The organism is Streptomyces sp. NPDC007896 (assembly GCF_042959425.1).
In the GTDB taxonomy this organism is placed as follows: Bacteria; Actinomycetota; Actinomycetes; order Streptomycetales; family Streptomycetaceae; genus Streptomyces.
Genome location: NZ_JBIBKX010000001.1, coordinates 20,764 through 37,688 on the forward strand (window position 1 = coordinate 20,764; position 16,925 = coordinate 37,688).

Sequence of the window (16,925 nt, forward strand, 5' to 3'; positions counted from 1 at the left end):
CCCCGCGCGAACGATCACACCGGGCCCGTACGAAGGACCGCCATGCCGCTGAGCCACCCCCGCCGTTCGGCGCTGTCCGAGCAGGTCATCGCCGAGCTGCGGAACCAGATCACCTCGGGCGAGTGGCCGGTCGGCTCCCGCATCCCCACCGAGCCGGAGCTCGTCGACCAGCTGGGCGTCGCTCGCAACACCGTCCGCGAGGCCGTCCGCGCGCTGGCCCACAACGGTCTGCTCGACATCCGCCAGGGCTCGGGCACCTATGTCGTGGCGACCAGCGAACTCGCGGGCGTGATGCACCGGCGCTTCGCCGACGCCGATCCGCGGCACATCGCGGAGCTGCGCGCCACGCTGGAGTCGAGCGCGGCGAAGCTGGCCGCCGAGCGGCGCACCGAGCGCGATCTGAAGCAGCTCGACGCGCTGCTCGTACGGCGGGAGGAGGCCTGGGAGTCGGGTGACGCGGAGGCCTTCGTGGCGGCCGACGCGATCTTCCACCTGGCGGTGGTGGCCGCGTCCCACAACGACGTCATGACGGCGATGTACGCGGACCTGGGCGAGGTGCTGCGCGACTGGCTGCGCGAGGACGTCGGCGGGAAGCTGACGCCGGAGACGTACATGGACCACGCGCGGCTCGTCGACGCGATCCGCGCGGGGAACACGGAGACGGCAGGCACGGAAGCCGGGGGCTATCCGTTCCAGTGCCGTCCTGGACGGCTCAGGCCCTCGGCCTCCGACCACTGACGAACACGGTCACTTCTGGTGGCTGACCCACGCCGACCGGACCTCCTCCCAGCACCGGCCGGCCAGCCGGACCGTCATCGCGGGGCCCGCGTCGACCGGGTCGGTGTCGGTGTCGATGTCCCACCAGCGGTCGCACTCGATGTGCAGGGCGACCCGGTCGGTCTCCGGGTAGGGGTTGTGGCAGTAGGCGGTCACGTGCGAACCCTGGACCGTGGTGCGGCACTCTGCACCGAAAGGCTGAGGGACGGGGAGTTTTCCGTGCACTACGCGCGTGTGGGGCACGGCGTCGTACGGCAGAACCATCATGACGGCGACAGCGGCGAACACCGGGGCAAAACGGCGGGACAGGCGCACAAGGGGGACCTCCTCGGCCGTACGGCTGCGGGGCGGTGCGTAGTTCCAGCGTGCGCGGTGCGATGCCCGGGACGCCCGGCCGACTAGGCCGAACGGGCGACGCCCCGCTCCCCGCGTTGCGGGAATCGGGGCGTCGGCCAGATGGGGGAAATCAGGCGCCGATGGCGTGCAGTCCGCCGTCCACGTGGATGATCTCGCCGGTGGTCTTCGGGAACCAGTCGCTCAGCAGCGCGACGACACCGCGGCCGGCCGGCTCCGGGTCCTTGAGGTCCCACTCGAGGGGCGCCCGGGTGTCCCAGACGGAGGCGAGCTCGCCGAAGCCCGGGATGGACTTGGCGGCCATGGAGCCGATCGGGCCCGCCGAGATCAGGTTGGAGCGCACGTTCTGCTTGCCCAGGTCGCGGGCGAGGTAGCGGTTCACGGACTCCAGGGCGGCCTTGGCCGGGCCCATCCAGTCGTACTGCGGCCAGGCGTACTGCGCGTCGAAGGTGAGGCCGACGACGGAGCCGCCGTTCTGCATCAGCGGCAGGCAGGCCATGGTCAGCGACTTCAGGGAGAACGCCGAGACGTGCATGGCCGTGGCGACCGACTCGAAGGGGGTGTTGAGGAAGTTGCCGCCGAGGGCGTCCTGCGGCGCGAAGCCGATGGAGTGCACGACGCCGTCGAGGCCGCCCAGCTCCTCGCCGACGACGTCGGCGAGACGCGCCAGGTGCTCGTCGTTGGTCACGTCGAGCTCGATGACCTTGGTGGGCTTGGGGAGCTTCCTGGCGATGCGCTCGGTCAGCGTGGGCCGCGGGAACGCGGTCAGGATGATCTCGGCGCCCTGCTCCTGGGCCAGCTTGGCGGTGTGGAAGGCGATGGAGGACTCCATCAGCACACCGGTGATCAGGACGCGCTTGCCCTCGAGGATTCCGCTCATGGTGATCAGTGACCCATTCCCAGTCCGCCGTCAACCGGAATGACGGCTCCAGTGATGTACGAGGCGTCGTCCGAGGCGAGGAACCGCACCGTCGCGGCGATCTCCTCGGGCTGCGCGTACCGGCCGAGCGGCACCTGGGCGACGATGCCCGCACGCTGCTCGTCGGTGAGCGCCTTGGTCATGTCGGTGTCGACGAAACCGGGCGCGACGACGTTGAAGGTGATGTTGCGCGAGCCGAGTTCGCGGGCGAGTGAACGCGCGAAGCCGACAAGAGCGGCCTTGGAGGCGGCGTAGTTCGACTGCCCCGCGGAGCCGAGCAGCCCCACGACCGACGAAATGAGGACGACCCGCCCCTTCTTGGCACGGAGCATCCCACGGTTGGCACGCTTGACGACCCGGAAGGCGCCGGTCAGGTTGGTGTCGAGGACGGAGGTGAAGTCCTCCTCGGACATCCGCATCAGAAGCTGGTCCTTGGTGACGCCCGCGTTGGCGACCAGGATCTCGACGGGGCCGTGCTCGGCCTCGATCTCCTTGTAGGCCTGCTCCACCTGCTCGGTGTCGGTGATGTCGCACTTGACGGCGAGGCAGCCCAGTGCGGTGAGGGCGGCCGGCGGCTCACCCGAGCGGTATGTGATCGCGACCTTGTCGCCGGCATCGGCGAACGCGCGGGCGATGGCGAGGCCGATGCCCCGGTTGCCTCCGGTGACGAGAACCGAGCGGCTCAACGGATCACCCTTTCGATAGCTGTCTGAAACCCCTGCAAGACAGGCGCCTTCCTTGGAAACCTATCGGTCCCTTACGCCTCCCGGAGAATCGGGCACCGACAGTGGCGCGGGGGACTCACTGTCGGATCCCTACAGAAAGCCTCGATGCGCGAACGGAAAGATGTGGCCCCCGCACCCGACCGCGCGACATGATCGGACACGACAGGCCACGACAGCAGGGAGACCTCCGTGCCTCATTCCATCGACGAAGCCTTCACGGCACTGCCACTGCGGGCCCTGGCCGACGCCGCGCTCGCACGGGCGCGCGCGCTGGGGGCCGAGCACGCGGACTTCCGGTTCGAGCGGGTGCGAAGCGCGTCCTGGCGGCTGCGGGACGCCAAGCCCGCCGGATCGTCGGACACCACGGACCTGGGGTACGCGGTGCGGGTGGTGCACGGCGGGACCTGGGGGTTCGCGTCAGGTGTGGATCTGACGATGGACGCGGCCGCGAAGGTCGCGTCACAGGCCGTGGCGATGGCGAAGCTCTCGGCCCAGGTGATCAGGGCGGCGGGTTCCGACGAACGCGTGGAGCTGGCGGACGAGCCGGTGCACGCCGAGAAGACGTGGATCTCGTCGTACGACATCGACCCCTTCTCCGTGCCGCACGAGGAGAAGGCCGGGCTGCTCGCGGACTGGAGCGCGCGGCTGCTCGCGGCCGACGGCGTCAACCACGTCGACGCCTCGCTGCTGACCGTCCACGAGAACAAGTTCTACGCCGACACCGCCGGGACCGTGACCACCCAGCAGCGCGTGCGGCTGCACCCGCAGCTCACCGCCGTCGCCGTCGACGAGTCCAGCGGCGAGTTCGACTCCATGCGCACCATCGCGCCGCCGGTCGGACGCGGCTGGGAGTACCTGATGGGCACCGGCTGGGACTGGGAGTCCGAGCTCGCGCGGATCCCGGAGCTGCTCGCCGAGAAGATGCGGGCGCCGAGCGTCGAGGCGGGGCTGTACGACCTCGTCGTCGACCCCTCCAACCTGTGGCTGACGATCCACGAGTCCATCGGCCACGCGACCGAGCTGGACCGCGCGCTGGGCTACGAGGCGGCGTACGCCGGCACCTCCTTCGCCACCTTCGACCAGCTCGGCAAGCTGAGGTACGGCTCCGAGCGGATGAACGTCACCGGTGACCGCACCGCCGAGCACGGCCTCGCGACCATCGGGTACGACGACGAGGGCGTCGAAGGGCAGTCCTGGGACCTCGTGAAGGACGGCACCCTCGTCGGCTACCAGCTGGACCGGCGGATCGCGAAGCTCACCGGCTTCGACCGGTCCAACGGGTGCGCCTACGCCGACTCCCCCGGGCATGTGCCCGTACAGCGCATGGCCAACGTCTCGCTCCAGCCGGACCCCGCGGGGCACTCGACCGAGGACCTGATCGGGGGTGTGGACCGCGGCATCTACGTCGTCGGTGACCGGTCCTGGTCCATCGACATGCAGAGGTACAACTTCCAGTTCACCGGCCAGCGGTTCTTCAAGATCGAGAACGGCCGGATCACCGGGCAGCTGCGGGATGTCGCGTACCAGGCCACGACCACCGACTTCTGGGGTTCGATGGCCGCGGTGGGTGGTCCGGGGACGTACGTCCTGGGCGGTGCCTTCAACTGCGGCAAGGCTCAGCCGGGCCAGGTCGCGGCGGTCTCGCACGGCTGCCCGTCGGCTCTCTTCCAGGGGGTCAATATCCTCAACACGACTCAGGAGGCCGGTCGATGAGCGCCCGTACGAACAAGCCGCACGAGGTCGTCGAGCGCGCCCTCGAACTCTCCCGCGCCGACGGCTGCGTCGTGATCGCCGACGAGCACTCGACCGCCAACCTGCGCTGGGCCGGCAACGCGCTGACCACGAACGGGGTCACACGCGGGCGCACCCTGACCGTCATCGCGACCGTCGACGGCCGTGAGGGCACGGCCTCCGGGGTCGTCTCGCGCTCGGCCGTGACCGCGGACGAGCTGGAACCCCTGGTGCGGGCCGCGGAGGCGGCGGCACGCGGCGCGGGGCCCGCCGAGGACGCCCAGCCGCTGGTCACCGGCGTGCCGGAGTCCCCCGACTTCACCGACGCGCCGACCGAGACCTCCTCCGCCGTCTTCGCCGACTTCGCCCCGGCGCTCGGCGAGTCCTTCGCCCGCGCCCGTGCGGGCGGACGCGAGCTGTACGGCTTCGCCAACCACGAGCTCGTCTCCAGCTATCTCGGTACGTCGACGGGGCTGCGCCTGCGCCACGACCAGCCGAACGGGACGCTGGAACTCAACGCCAAGTCGCCCGACCGGACGCGCTCGGCGTGGGCGGGGCGGTCCACGCGGGACTTCAAGGACGTCGACCCGGCCGCCCTGGACGCCGAGCTGGCGACCCGGCTCGGATGGGCCGAGCGGCGCGTCGACCTGCCCGCCGGCCGCTACGAGACGCTGCTGCCGCCGACCGCCGTCGCGGACCTGCTGATCTACCAGATGTGGTCGGCGGCGGCCCGGGACGCGGCCGAGGGCCGGACCGTCTTCAGCAAGCCCGGCGGCGGCACCCGTGTCGGCGAGAAGCTCACCGAGCTGCCGCTGACCCTGCGCAGCGACCCGAACGAGCCGGGGCTCGAGTCCGCGCCCTTCGTGCTCACGCACTCCTCGGGCGACGACGCCTCCGTCTTCGACAACGGGCTGCCCCTGTCGGCGACGGACTGGGTGCGCGAGGGCACGCTGAACCGTCTGTCCACCACCCGGCACAGCGCGGGCCTCACCGGGCTGCCCGTCGCCCCGATCATCGGCAACCTGATCCTGGACGGCGGCGAGGACCGCTCCCTGGAGGAGATGGTCGCCGCCACCGAGCGCGGTCTGCTGCTGACCTGCCTCTGGTACATCCGCGAGGTCGACCCGGCGACGCTGCTGCTCACGGGGCTGACCCGGGACGGCGTCTACCTCGTCGAGAACGGCCAGGTCGTCGGCGAGGTGAACAACTTCCGGTTCAACGAGTCGCCGGTGGACCTGCTGTCTCGGGCGACGGAGGCGGGGCGTACCGAAAAGACATTGCCGCGTGAATGGAGCGATTGGTTCACTCGTGCTGCGATGCCCGCGCTGAGGGTGCCCGACTTCAACATGAGCTCTGTCAGCCAGGGCGTATAACCTCGTACCTGATTCACGAGACCACTCAAGGAGATACGAGAACCGTGACGGACATCGTCGACGAACTGAAGTGGCGTGGGCTGATCGCCCTCTCCACTGACGAGGACGCATTGCGCAAGGCGTTCGCGGACGGTCCCGTCACGTTCTATTGCGGCTTCGACCCGACCGCGCCCAGTCTGCATCTCGGCAACCTCGTGCAGATCCTCACGATGCGCCGGATCCAGCAGGCGGGCAACCGCCCGCTGGGCCTGGTCGGCGGTGCCACCGGCCTGATCGGTGACCCGAAGCCGAACTCCGAGCGCACGCTGAACTCGCCCGAGGTCGTCGCCGAGTGGGTCGGGCGGCTGCGCGCGCAGATCGCACCGCTGCTGGACTTCGAGGGTCCGAACGCCGCGGTGATGGTCAACAACCTGGACTGGACCCAGGGCCTGTCGGCCATCGAGTTCCTGCGTGACGTGGGCAAGCACTTCCGGGTCAACAAGATGATCGCGAAGGAGGCCGTCTCCCGGCGGCTCAACTCCGACGCGGGCATCAGCTACACCGAGTTCAGCTACCAGATCCTGCAGGGCATGGACTTCCTGGAGCTGTACCGAAGGTACGGTTGCACGCTCCAGACCGGCGGCAGCGACCAGTGGGGCAACCTCACCTCGGGCACCGACCTGATCCACCGGGTCCAGCCGGAGGCCGTGGTGCACGCGCTCGGCACCCCGCTGATCACCAAGGCGGACGGCACCAAGTTCGGCAAGACGGAGTCCGGCACGGTCTGGCTGGATCCCGAGATGACCACGCCGTACGCGTTCTACCAGTTCTGGCTGAACGCCGACGACCGGGACGTCTCCAAGTTCCTGCGCATCTTCAGCTTCAGGTCCCACGAGGAGATCGAGGAGCTGGAGAAGCAGACCGAGGAGCGCCCTCAGGCCCGCGCCGCCCAGCGCGCGCTGGCCGAGGAGCTGACGACGCTGGTGCACGGCGCCGACCAGACGGCCGCGGTGGTCGCCGCGTCCAAGGCTCTCTTCGGCCAGGGCGAGCTGACCGAGCTCGACGGGAGGACGCTGGCCGCGGCGCTCTCCGAGGTGCCGCACATCCAGGTCGCCGAGCTCGGCCCGGTGGTGGACCTCTTCGCGGAGGTCGGCCTGGTGGCCAGCAAGTCGGCCGCGCGCCGCACGGTCAAGGAGGGCGGTGCCTACGTGAACAACGTCAAGGTCACCACCGAGGACGCGGTCCCCGCCAAGGAGGACCTGCTGCACGGGCGCTGGCTGGTGTTGCGCCGGGGCAAGAAGAACCTGGCGGCGGTGGAGGTCACGGAGGCCTAGACACGAGTCGCTGAGGCCTGGACACGACGAGGGGGCGGTTTCCCGTGCGGGAGACCGCCCCTTCGTCGTACTTCGTCATCGGGCTTCGCGCTTGTTCGTCAGGCTCTTTGCTTGTTGCCCCGCAGCGCCATGTAGGCCATGTCGCCGAGGAAGACGATGATGACCGCGGCCACGAGCTGGAAGGCGTGGCGGCTCCAGTCGATGCCTCGGGTCTCGGCGACGCCGACCGCCCGGGCGATCGCGTTGCCGACGATGGCTCCGAGGATGCCGAAGATGGTGGTCAGCCAGAGTGGGCTGTGCTGCTTGCCCGGAAGGATCGCCTTGGCCAGCAGCCCGAGCACGAAGCCCACGATGATCGCCCACAACCAGCCCATGTCTGCCTCCTAGTACGGCTCTACGTGAGCATTACGCCCAGTCTCGGCGTGTGCGCCATACGGCGCATGTCGGGCGCGGCCGTACGCGGTACGACGCATCATGTCCACCCAGGCCGGACCCGCCCCGGTCTCGAAGGCGACGGAGCCGCGGCGTAACGTGGGACGTGTTCGGGCCTGCTTCCCAGACCGGGTTCGGACCGGGTACGGGCCGGGGAGAGTCCGACACAGGGCAGGTGGTGGAACGTGATGTGGAAGCAGAGCAAAAGCCAGGTCTTCCGGATCACCGGGGCCAGGCAGGGGCTCGACGAGGACGTCCGCGGCAGGCAGCGCCGCTATGTCATCTCGATGTCCGTCCGCACGGTCTCCGTGATCCTCGCCGCGACCCTCTGGAACGTGGAGCGGCACGTCGCGATCGTCGCACTGGTGCTCGGCATACTCCTCCCCTACATCTCCGTGGTGATCGCCAACGCCGGACGGGAGAACGCGCCGTCGCTGCCGTCGACGTTCGTCACCCTGCCCGGCCCCGCGATGATCGCGCCGCCGCGCCCGGACACCTCCGCGGAATCCGTCCCGGAGGACGTCGTGACCGACCCCGGGGTACGTCCGGGAGGCGGGCCGCACGAGCGGGCCGAGCCCGACTCGACCCTCACCTGACCACGGGGGATCCGCCGAAAACGGAATCCGGTCGCGCACCAAGCTCAAGAAAAGCTCAGATCAATCATGTTGTTCCGGTGCCGGGCAGCGGGCTACCCGTGACATACTTCGTACGCGCTCCGCATCCCCCGTCGGAGCGACAGACCGACGCCGGGCAGCTCCCCCCGTGGCTGCTCGGCGTCGCCTTTTCGGGGCCGTTTAGGGTTGAGGCGTGACTTTCCCGCTCCCCGACATGTCCCCGGCCCCCGGCACTCCGCAGTGCTCCGCGAAGGGCTGCCGCACCGATGCCGTGTGGGTGCTCGCCTGGAACAACCCGAAGCTGCACACGCCCGAGCGGCGCAAGACGTGGCTCGCCTGCGAGGAGCATCGCGAGCACCTGTCCGAGTTCCTCGGTGTGCGGGGCTTCTTGAAGGACGTGGTGCGGCTGGAGGACTGGGAGGAGCCGGAGGGCTGAGCGGTTCTGGAAGTGCGGGTCGTCTGTGGCTTGTCGCGCCCATGCGGCGGAGCCGCATGGGTCACGCCCCGCACCCCTGAAGGGTGCTCTCAGCCTCCGATCGCGGACATCGGTCTGGCCGGCTGGAGGAACGACGGGTCGTCCAGGCCCGAGCCCGCCTTCTTGCCCCACATCGCGAGGCGCCAGATGCGGGCGATCTCCTCGTCGGGGGCGTCCGAGCGGAGGGCGGTGCGCAGGTCGGTCTCCTCGGTGGCGAACAGGCAGTTGCGTATCTGGCCGTCGGCCGTGAGCCGCGTACGGTCGCAGGCCGCGCAGAACGGGCGGGTGACCGAGGCGATCACACCGACGCGGTGCGGGCCGCCGTCCACGAGCCAGCGCTCGGCCGGGGCGGAACCCCGCTCGTCGACGCCCTCCTCGGTGAGCGCGAAGCGCGTACGCAGCGAGGCGAGGATGTCGCCCGCGGTGACCATGCCCTCGCGCTTCCAGCCGTGCTGGGCGTCCAGGGGCATCTGCTCGATGAAGCGCAGTTCGTAGTCGTGCTCCACCGCCCAGGCCAGGAGGTCGGGGGCCTCGTCGTCATTGAGGCCCGGCATCAGGACGCAGTTGACCTTGACGGGGGTCAGGTCGGCGTCGCGGGCGGCTTCGAGGCCCGCGATGACGTCCTGGTGTCGGTCACGGCGGGTGAGGGCCTTGAAGACGTCGGGGCGCAGGGTGTCCAGCGAGACGTTCACCCGGTCCAGACCCGCGGCCTTCAGGGCGGCGGCGGTGCGCTTGAGGCCGATGCCATTGGTCGTCAGGGACGTCTGGGGGCGGGGTTCGAGCGCGGCGACCCGCTCCACGATGCCCACGATGCCGGGGCGCAGCAGGGGTTCGCCGCCGGTGAAGCGGACCTCGGTGATGCCGAGGCGGGTGACCGCTATCCCGATGAGACGGACGATCTCGTCGTCCGTGAGCAGGTCGGGCTTGGCCAGCCACTGCAGGCCCTCTTCGGGCATGCAGTACGTGCACCGGAGATTGCACCTGTCCGTCAGTGAGACGCGCAGGTCGGTGGCCACTCGGCCATAGGTGTCGATGAGCACGTGGGCCCCCTCCCTCGTTGCGGATCACTTCACTCGACACGATCGAGCCTACGTGACGTGACTGACATCAACCCCGGCCGGATCCCACAAGACGCGGCGCGGCCGCGTCGTAGAGATCTACGACGCGGCCGTCGGCGAGGCGGATCAGTGTGCTCCGGTGCCCGTCAGGGACCGCACCTCCAGCTCGGCGTACTTGCCGGCGTCCGGCTCCTCCTTGGACAGGAGCGTGCCGAGCCAGCCCAGCAGGAAACCGACCGGGATCGAGATGAGGCCCGGGTTCTCCAGCGGGAACCAGTGGAAGTCGACGTCGGGGAACATCGAGGTGGGCTTGCCCGAGACCACCGGCGAGAACAGCACCAGGCCGACCGCCGTGATCAGACCGCCGTAGATCGACCACAGCGCGCCCTGGGTGGTGAACCGCTTCCAGAAGAGGCTGTAGAGGATCGTCGGCAGGTTGGCGGATGCGGCGACCGCGAAGGCGAGCGCGACCAGCCCCGCGACGTTCAGGTCGCGGGCGAGGGCGCCCAGCAGGATGGACACGGCACCGATGCCCACCGTCGCGTAGCGGGCGGCGGTCATCTCCTGTTTCTCCGTGGCCTGCCCCCTCTTGATGACGTTCGCGTAGATGTCGTGCGCGAAGGAGGAGGACGAGGCCAGGGTCAGGCCGGCGACGACCGCGAGGATCGTGGCGAAGGCGACGGCGGAGATCGAGGCGAGCAGGATGGCGCCCCAGTTGGAGTCGACGCCTCCCAGGTGCAGTGCCAGCAGTGGCGCGGCGGTGTTGCCCGCCTTGTTGGAGGCGATGATCTCGTCGGGTTTGATCAGCGCGGCGGCGCCGAAGCCGAGGGCGAGGGTCATCAGGTAGAAGGCGCCGATGAGGCCGATCGCCCAGTTCACCGACTTCCGCGCGGTCTTCGCCGTGGGCACGGTGTAGAAGCGGATGAGGATGTGCGGCAGGCCCGCGGTGCCCAGGACCAGCGCCATGCCCAGGGAGATGAAGTCCAGCTTGGTGGTGGACGTGGCGCCGTACTTGAGGCCGGGCTCCAGGAAGGGCGCGCCCTTGCCGCTGTTGTCGGCCGCCTTGCCGAGCAGGTCGGAGATGTTGAAGTTGAACTTCAGCAGCACCAGGAAGGTGAGCAGCAGGGCGCCGATGATCAGCAGGACGGCCTTGACCATCTGGACCCAGGTGGTGCCCTTCATGCCGCCGATGGTGACGTACACGATCATCAGGACGCCGACGAGGGCGACGATGCCGATCTTGCCGCCGTCGCTGGTGATGCCGAGGAGCAGCGAGACCAGGACACCCGCGCCCGCCATCTGCGCCAGCAGGTAGAAGATCGACACGACGATGGTGGAGGTGCCCGCGGCCGTACGGACCGGGCGCTGACGCATCCGGTACGCCAGTACGTCGCCCATGGTGTAGCGGCCGGAGTTGCGCAGCGGTTCGGCGACAAGGAGGAGGGCCACCAGCCAGGCGACCAGGAAGCCGATGGAGTAGAGGAAACCGTCGTACCCGAAGAGGGCGATCGCGCCCGCGATGCCGAGGAACGAGGCCGCGGACATGTAGTCGCCGGAGACGGCCAGGCCGTTCTGGAAGGCGGTGAACTGTCGGCCGCCCGCGTAGAAGTCGGCGGCGTCCTTGGTCTGGCGGCCCGCCCAGACGGTGATGACGAGGGTCGCGGCGACGAACACCGCGAAGAGGGTGATGATCAGCGGCCGGTGCTGGCTGGCCTCACCGGCGGCGAGCACGGTCGTCTGTACGGGGCTCATGCGTCGCCCTCCAGCCGGGACTTGATCGCCTCGCCCTTGGGGTCGAGCTTCGCGGCGGCGTACCGCGAGTACCACCAGGCGATGAGGAACGTGGTGAGGAACTGGGCGAGCCCCAGGACCAGGGCGACGTTGATGTTGCCGACCACCTGGGTGCCCATGAAGTCGCCCGCGTAGTTCGAGAGCAGGACGTACAGCAGGTACCAGGCGATGAAGGCGACGGTCAGCGGGAAGGCGAAGGAGCGGTGCGAGCGGCGCAGTTCGGCGAACTCGGCGCTCTCCTGCACCTCGACGAACTGCTCGGTCGAGGGCAGCCGGGGATCGGCCTTCGAAGGGGGCGGTGCGTCGGTAGCCACGAAGTCTCCTCGCGTTGCGGGTGCGGTTACGACGGTGGACGGGGGCGAGTCGGGGCTCGCGGACGGGGACGGCTGGGGTGCGGACATACGGTTGCGACCTCACAGTGACCTGGATCACATAACCGGGAGCGACGGCATTGCTTCCGTGCGTGATCCAACAGGGGGCTCGATCGTCCTCGGGCTCCCTGCTCAAGGTCACGGCGCCACGCGTGGACCGGTTCAACTCCCCCGACTTCTTTCGGAAGTCATCTCCGGAAGTCATTGCTGGCCAGCTGGGACGGGAGATAGCTTCGGCCTGCAGTACTCGTCATGCACCTGTCGAAGCGCCACCCGCACCAGCCTCAGCACCCTCACGCACCTGCCCGAGCACCACCTGTGTTCGGGCGGCTTTCGTTTCCGGATGATGTGGAGATCCCATGGCTCATCTGCGTTCCAGACGTCGCCTCGCCCTCGCGGTGCCGGTCGTCCTGTCCCTCACCGCCTCGCTCGGCTTCCTGCCGGGCGCCGCGTCGGCGGCCCCGCTGACCGCGTCCGCCACGCCGAGCGCGGACGGCCCCAACCTCGCGTACGTGGTCAACACCAGGACGGACCACCGCACCATCGAGTCGGTGGAGAAGGCGATCTCCGCGGCGGGCGGCACCGTCGTCATCGCCTACGAGAAGATCGGCGTGATCGTCGTCCATTCCGCCAACCCGGACTTCGGCAAGCAGATCCGCGCCGTGCGCGGGGTGCAGTCGGCGGGCGCGACCCGGACCGCGCCGCTGACGGCCGCGGGGACGACGGACGAGGGCGCGGCGCAGATGCTGTCCGCTGCCGAGGCCGCCAAGGTCTCCAGGACCGCCGCCGCGGGCGAGGAGCCCCTGGAAGCCGACCAGTGGGACCTGCGCGCGATCGGCGCCGACAAGGCCGCGAAGACCAACCCGGGCAGCAAGAACGTGACCGTCGCCGTGATCGACGTCGGCGTCGACGACACCCACCCGGACATCGCCCCGAACTTCTCCCCCTCGCAGTCCGCGAACTGCGTGGGCGGCAAGCCGGACACCACGTACGGCGCGTGGCGCCCCGTGGACGCCGGCCACTACCACGGCACCCATGTCGCGGGGGAGATCGCCGCCGCCCGCAACGGCATCGGGGTCGCGGGCGTCGCGCCCGGTGTGAAGGTCTCGGGCATCACCGTGGCCGAGCCGGACGCGAGCCAGCTCTTCTACCCCGAGAGCGTCGTCTGCGCCTTCGTCTTCGCCGCCGACCACGGCGTGGAGATCACCAACAACAGCTACTACGTGGACCCGTGGCTCTACAACTGCCTCGACGACCCCGACCAGAGGGCCATCGTCGACGCCGTCAACCGGGCCCAGCTGTACGCCCAGAAGAAGGGCACCCTCAACGTCGCCGCGGCGGGCAACTCCAACGACGACCTCGACTCGAACGCCCTCGTCGACGCCTCCAGCCCCGACGACTCGACCGCCGTGACCCGCACGGTCGACCCGCACAAGTGCTTCGACGTACCGACCCAGCTGCCCGGCGTCGTCACGGTCGCCTCGACCGGCGTCACCGGTGCCAAGTCGTACTTCTCCAGTTACGGCAAGGGCGTCATCGACGTCGCCGCGCCGGGCGGCGACAAGTACCAGATCCCGGACACGCCGTCGAAGAACGGCCGCATCCTGTCGACGATGCCGAACAACCAGTACGGCTTCCTGCAGGGCACGTCGATGGCGACGCCGCACGTCGCGGGCGTGGCCGCGCTGCTGAAGTCCACGTACCCCTGGGCCTCGCCGGCCCAGCTCCAGGCGCTCCTCAAGGCCGAGGCGGACAACCCGGGTTGCCCGACCGCCCCCTACGACGGAAACGGCGACGGCGTCGTGGACGCCACCTGCGTGGGCGGCAAGCACGTGAACGGCTTCTACGGAGCCGGGATCGTCAACGCGCTGCGCGCGGTCAAGTAGGTCCCGCCAAGTAAGTCCGGCCGAACGTCACATGAGCTTCCGCACGGCTCGTACCGCTCGTACCGCGAATGAACTGGAGACTCCATGACCGCGCCTCACAAGCGCTCCCGTCGCGCCATAGCCCTCCCGCTCGGGATGGCCACGGCGACAGCCCTCGCCTTCCTGCCGAACGTCAGCGCCTCGGCGGCCGACACCGACGGCTCCGCCACGCGGACCGCCACGACGACGGCGGACGCGACCGCCCTCAGCTATGTCGTCAACGTTCGCCCCGGGCACGGCACTTCCGCCTCCGTGAAGAAGGCCGTCGCCGAGGCGGGCGGCACGATCGTGACGTCGTACGACCAGATCGGCGTGATCGTCGTGCACTCCTCGAACGCCGACTTCGCCAAGACGATCCGCGGCGTACGCGGCGTGCAGTCGGCCGGCAACACGCGCAACGCCCCGCTGCCCGCGCAGTCGACCACCGACATGGGCGCGCCCCAGGTGCTCACCGCGGCGCAGGAGAAGGCCGCGAGCGCCGAGGCCGCCGCCGGGCAGGACCCGCTGGAGTCCCTCCAGTGGGACCTGCCCGCCATCAAGGCGGACAAGGCGCACGAGAAGACCCTCGGCAGCAGCAAGGTGACGGTCGCCGTGATCGACACCGGTGTCGACGACACGCACCCCGACATCGCGCCGAACTTCGACCGCGACGCCTCGGTCAACTGTGTGACGGGCAAGCCGGACACCACCGACGGGGCCTGGCGGCCGACCGCCGCGGAGAGCCCGCACGGCACGCATGTCGCGGGCGAGATCGCGGCCGCCAAGAACGGCGTCGGCATCACCGGAGTCGCGCCCGGCGTGAAGGTCGCCGGCATCAAGGTGGCCACGACGGCCGGCTACTTCTACACCGAGGCCGTCGTCTGCGGTTTCGTGTGGGCCGCCGAGCACCACGTCGACGTGACCAACAACAGCTATTACACCGACCCCTGGTACTTCAACTGCAAGGACGACCCGGACCAGAAGGCCCTGGTCGACGCGATCACCCGCGCCTCGCAGTACGCGGAGCACAAGGGCACCGTCAACGTCGCCGCGGCGGGCAACGAGAACTACGACCTGGCCGCCGACTCGATCACCGACCCGGTCTCCCCGAACGACGGCACACCCTCGGACCGGGTGATCGACCCCTCCAAGTGCTACGACATCCCCACCCAGCTGCCGGGTGTGGTCACCGTGGCCGCGACGGGCGCCAAGGGCATCAAGTCGTCCTTCTCCAACCACGGCCTGGGCGTCATCGACGTCGCCGCGCCCGGCGGCGACTCGACGCGCTACCAGACCCCGGCCCCGCCCGCCACCAGCGGCCTGATCCTCGGCCCGCTGCCCGGCGGCACGTGGGGTTACATGGCCGGCACGTCGATGGCCTCCCCGCACGTCGCCGGTGTCGCCGCCCTCATCAAGTCGACCCACCCGCACGCCTCCGCCGCCCTGGTGAAGGCGCTGCTGTACGCGGAGGCCGACGCCACACCGTGCACCGACCCGTACGACATCGACGGCGACGGCAAGGTCGACGCGGTGTGCGAGGGCACGAAGAACCACAACGGGTTCTACGGCTGGGGCACCGTCGACGCGTTGAAGGCGGTCACGAAGTAGCTCCGTGAGCGGGAGGGGCCGGGCGCGCACCCCGGCCCCTTTCGCCATGTTGATTCAGTACACCCGGCATAGTGCCGTCATGACTCATACGGACTTCGCGTGGGCGGCTCTGGGCGGCGACCCCGCACTCGTCCCACAGATCTCGGCCGTCGCACGGGAGGGCGTGCTGCCCTCACGGCTGCCGGTGCGGGGGATGGCCCGGGCGTGTGTCGCGGTCTGCGCCCTCGCCGGGGCCGAGCTGACCGCCGGCCGCACCGGAGGGAAGGTGCCCGAGGTGCGGGTCGACGACGGGGCTGTCGCCACCGCCTTCCACAGTGAGCGGCACCTGCGCGTCGACCGGGGTGAGCCGGTCAACTTCGCCCCGCTGTCCCGGTTCTGGCGGACCGCGGACGGCTGGGTCCGCACCCACGCGAACTATCCGCACCACCAAAAGCGGCTGCTGGGCGCGCTGGGTGTAGCGGAGGACCGGGGCTCCCTCACCGAGGTACTCGCCGAGGCGCTCGCCGAGCGACCGGCCATCGAGGTGGAGGAGACGGTGTACGCGGCCGGCGGGCTCGCGATCGCCCTGCGCACGCCCGGCCAGTGGGCGGCGCATCCGCAGGGGCGGGCGATCGCCGCACACCCGCTGGTGGCCCGTGAGCGACTGGACACGGCACCCGTACGACCGCTCGCCCCGCTCGCCGGGGATCCGCTGCTGCCCGCCGCGGGCGTACGCGTGCTGGACCTCACCCGGGTCATCGCGGGCCCGGTGGCCACCCGTACGCTCGCCCTCCTCGGCGCGGACGTCCTGCGGATCGACAGCCCGCGCCTGCCCGAAATCGACGACCAGCACGCCGACATGGACTTCGGGAAGCGTTCTGCCACGCTCGACCTGGCGGCGCGCGGGGATCACACGGCCTTCGAGGAGCTGCTCGCCGAGGCCGATGTCGTCGTCACCGGGTACCGGCCCGGCGCACTGGACCGGTTCGGACTCTCCCCGCGGGCACTGGCCGAGCGGCGGCCCGGTCTGGTGGTGGCGCAGTTGTCGGCGTGGGGCGACTACGGGCCGTGGTCCGGGCGGCGGGGCTTCGACAGCCTGGTGCAGGTCGCCACCGGGATCGCGGAGACCGAGGGGTCCGCCGAGCGGCCGGGCGCGCTGCCCGCGCAGGCCCTCGACCACGGCACGGGGTATCTGCTGGCCGCCGCGGTGCTCCGGTCGCTCACCGAGCAGACCCGGCAGGGCGGGACGCGGCTCGTCCGGCTGGCGCTCGCACGGACGGCCGCGTGGCTGGTGGACGGGCCGGCGCACCGGGACGAGGAGCCCGCCGACGCCTCGTACGGACCGGGCCCCTGGCTCGCCGAGACCGACAGCGACCTGGGCAGGCTCCGGTACGCACGGTCGCCCGTCTCCTTCGCCGGCGGACCGGCCGACTGGGCACGGCCGCCGGGACGTTGGGGGACGGACCCGGCCCGGTGGGCCTGAGCCCCCGGGATACTTCGG

Annotated in this window: 16 protein-coding genes; 9 read left to right on the forward strand and 7 right to left on the reverse strand. The window is 70.2% G+C overall.

The window, feature by feature from the left end:
- Positions 1–42 precede the first annotated feature (42 nt).
- Positions 43–738 carry an FCD domain-containing protein gene (locus ACFZDJ_RS00110; protein WP_391054972.1) on the forward strand — a complete coding sequence of 232 codons (696 nt, stop codon included), beginning with the start codon at positions 43–45 and terminating at the stop codon, positions 736–738.
- A 9-nt stretch (positions 739–747) separates the two neighbouring features.
- On the opposite strand, the gene ACFZDJ_RS00115 is transcribed toward ACFZDJ_RS00110, so the two are convergent.
- From ACFZDJ_RS00115 to fabG, 3 genes are all read right to left on the reverse strand, one after another.
- Complete coding sequence (locus ACFZDJ_RS00115; RefSeq protein WP_384906144.1) at positions 748–1,092, reverse strand: hypothetical protein; 345 nt, start codon at positions 1,090–1,092, stop codon at positions 748–750.
- 151 nt (positions 1,093–1,243) lie between these two features.
- Positions 1,244–2,011 (reverse strand): enoyl-ACP reductase FabI, encoded by a 768-nt coding sequence (gene fabI / locus ACFZDJ_RS00120; RefSeq protein ID WP_168490335.1) that lies wholly within the window; start codon positions 2,009–2,011, stop codon positions 1,244–1,246.
- A 5-nt stretch (positions 2,012–2,016) separates the two neighbouring features.
- Positions 2,017–2,736: a 3-oxoacyl-[acyl-carrier-protein] reductase gene (gene fabG, locus ACFZDJ_RS00125; protein ID WP_075026117.1), complete on the reverse strand. Its 720-nt coding sequence runs from the start codon at positions 2,734–2,736 to the stop codon at positions 2,017–2,019.
- A gap of 228 nt (positions 2,737–2,964) precedes the next feature.
- Between fabG and ACFZDJ_RS00130 the strand changes: the two genes are divergently transcribed.
- The 3 genes from ACFZDJ_RS00130 to tyrS are packed head-to-tail and all read left to right on the forward strand — an operon-like array spanning position 2,965 to position 7,192.
- Positions 2,965–4,488 (forward strand): metallopeptidase TldD-related protein, encoded by a 1,524-nt coding sequence (locus ACFZDJ_RS00130; RefSeq protein WP_390928573.1) that lies wholly within the window; start codon positions 2,965–2,967, stop codon positions 4,486–4,488.
- On the forward strand, positions 4,485–5,879 hold the full coding sequence (locus tag ACFZDJ_RS00135; protein ID WP_168507839.1) for a metallopeptidase TldD-related protein: 1,395 nt from the start codon (positions 4,485–4,487) through the stop codon (positions 5,877–5,879). Before ACFZDJ_RS00130 ends, ACFZDJ_RS00135 begins: the two co-directional genes overlap by 4 nt.
- 44 nt (positions 5,880–5,923) lie before the next feature.
- A complete protein-coding gene (tyrS, locus tag ACFZDJ_RS00140) occupies positions 5,924–7,192 on the forward strand; it encodes a tyrosine--tRNA ligase (protein WP_168507841.1) in 1,269 nt (422 codons plus the stop codon).
- Between the two features lie 98 nt (positions 7,193–7,290).
- Here the strand turns inward: tyrS and ACFZDJ_RS00145 are convergent, their stop codons facing one another.
- Positions 7,291–7,566: a GlsB/YeaQ/YmgE family stress response membrane protein gene (locus tag ACFZDJ_RS00145; protein WP_121416560.1), complete on the reverse strand. Its 276-nt coding sequence runs from the start codon at positions 7,564–7,566 to the stop codon at positions 7,291–7,293.
- A gap of 246 nt (positions 7,567–7,812) precedes the next feature.
- Here ACFZDJ_RS00145 and ACFZDJ_RS00150 point away from each other — a divergent pair, with 246 nt between their 5' ends.
- A complete protein-coding gene (locus ACFZDJ_RS00150; protein ID WP_391056778.1) occupies positions 7,813–8,220 on the forward strand; it encodes a DUF3099 domain-containing protein in 408 nt (135 codons plus the stop codon).
- 232 nt (positions 8,221–8,452) lie between these two features.
- Complete coding sequence (locus ACFZDJ_RS00155) at positions 8,453–8,674, forward strand: hypothetical protein (protein ID WP_384906171.1); 222 nt, start codon at positions 8,453–8,455, stop codon at positions 8,672–8,674.
- Between the two features lie 89 nt (positions 8,675–8,763).
- Here the strand turns inward: ACFZDJ_RS00155 and moaA are convergent, their stop codons facing one another.
- From moaA to ACFZDJ_RS00170, 3 genes are all read right to left on the reverse strand, one after another.
- Positions 8,764–9,753 (reverse strand): GTP 3',8-cyclase MoaA, encoded by a 990-nt coding sequence (gene moaA / locus ACFZDJ_RS00160; RefSeq protein WP_384906143.1) that lies wholly within the window; start codon positions 9,751–9,753, stop codon positions 8,764–8,766.
- Between the two features lie 144 nt (positions 9,754–9,897).
- The gene (locus ACFZDJ_RS00165) at positions 9,898–11,523 is read right to left on the reverse strand and encodes a cation acetate symporter (protein WP_168507847.1); all 1,626 of its coding nucleotides are present in this window, start codon (positions 11,521–11,523) and stop codon (positions 9,898–9,900) included.
- The gene (locus tag ACFZDJ_RS00170; RefSeq protein WP_054232238.1) at positions 11,520–11,876 is read right to left on the reverse strand and encodes a DUF485 domain-containing protein; all 357 of its coding nucleotides are present in this window, start codon (positions 11,874–11,876) and stop codon (positions 11,520–11,522) included. Before ACFZDJ_RS00170 ends, ACFZDJ_RS00165 begins: the two co-directional genes overlap by 4 nt.
- Positions 11,877–12,292: 416 nt before the next feature.
- Here ACFZDJ_RS00170 and ACFZDJ_RS00175 point away from each other — a divergent pair, with 416 nt between their 5' ends.
- From ACFZDJ_RS00175 to ACFZDJ_RS00185, 3 genes are all read left to right on the forward strand, one after another.
- Positions 12,293–13,819, forward strand: coding sequence for a S8 family serine peptidase (locus tag ACFZDJ_RS00175; protein ID WP_391054978.1), 1,527 nt, complete (start codon positions 12,293–12,295; stop codon positions 13,817–13,819).
- Between the two features lie 84 nt (positions 13,820–13,903).
- Entirely contained in the window at positions 13,904–15,445 is a 1,542-nt protein-coding gene (locus tag ACFZDJ_RS00180) for a S8 family serine peptidase (RefSeq protein ID WP_391054981.1), read from the forward strand.
- A 79-nt stretch (positions 15,446–15,524) separates the two neighbouring features.
- A complete protein-coding gene (locus tag ACFZDJ_RS00185; RefSeq protein WP_391054984.1) occupies positions 15,525–16,907 on the forward strand; it encodes a CoA transferase in 1,383 nt (460 codons plus the stop codon).
- Positions 16,908–16,925: the final 18 nt, after the last annotated feature.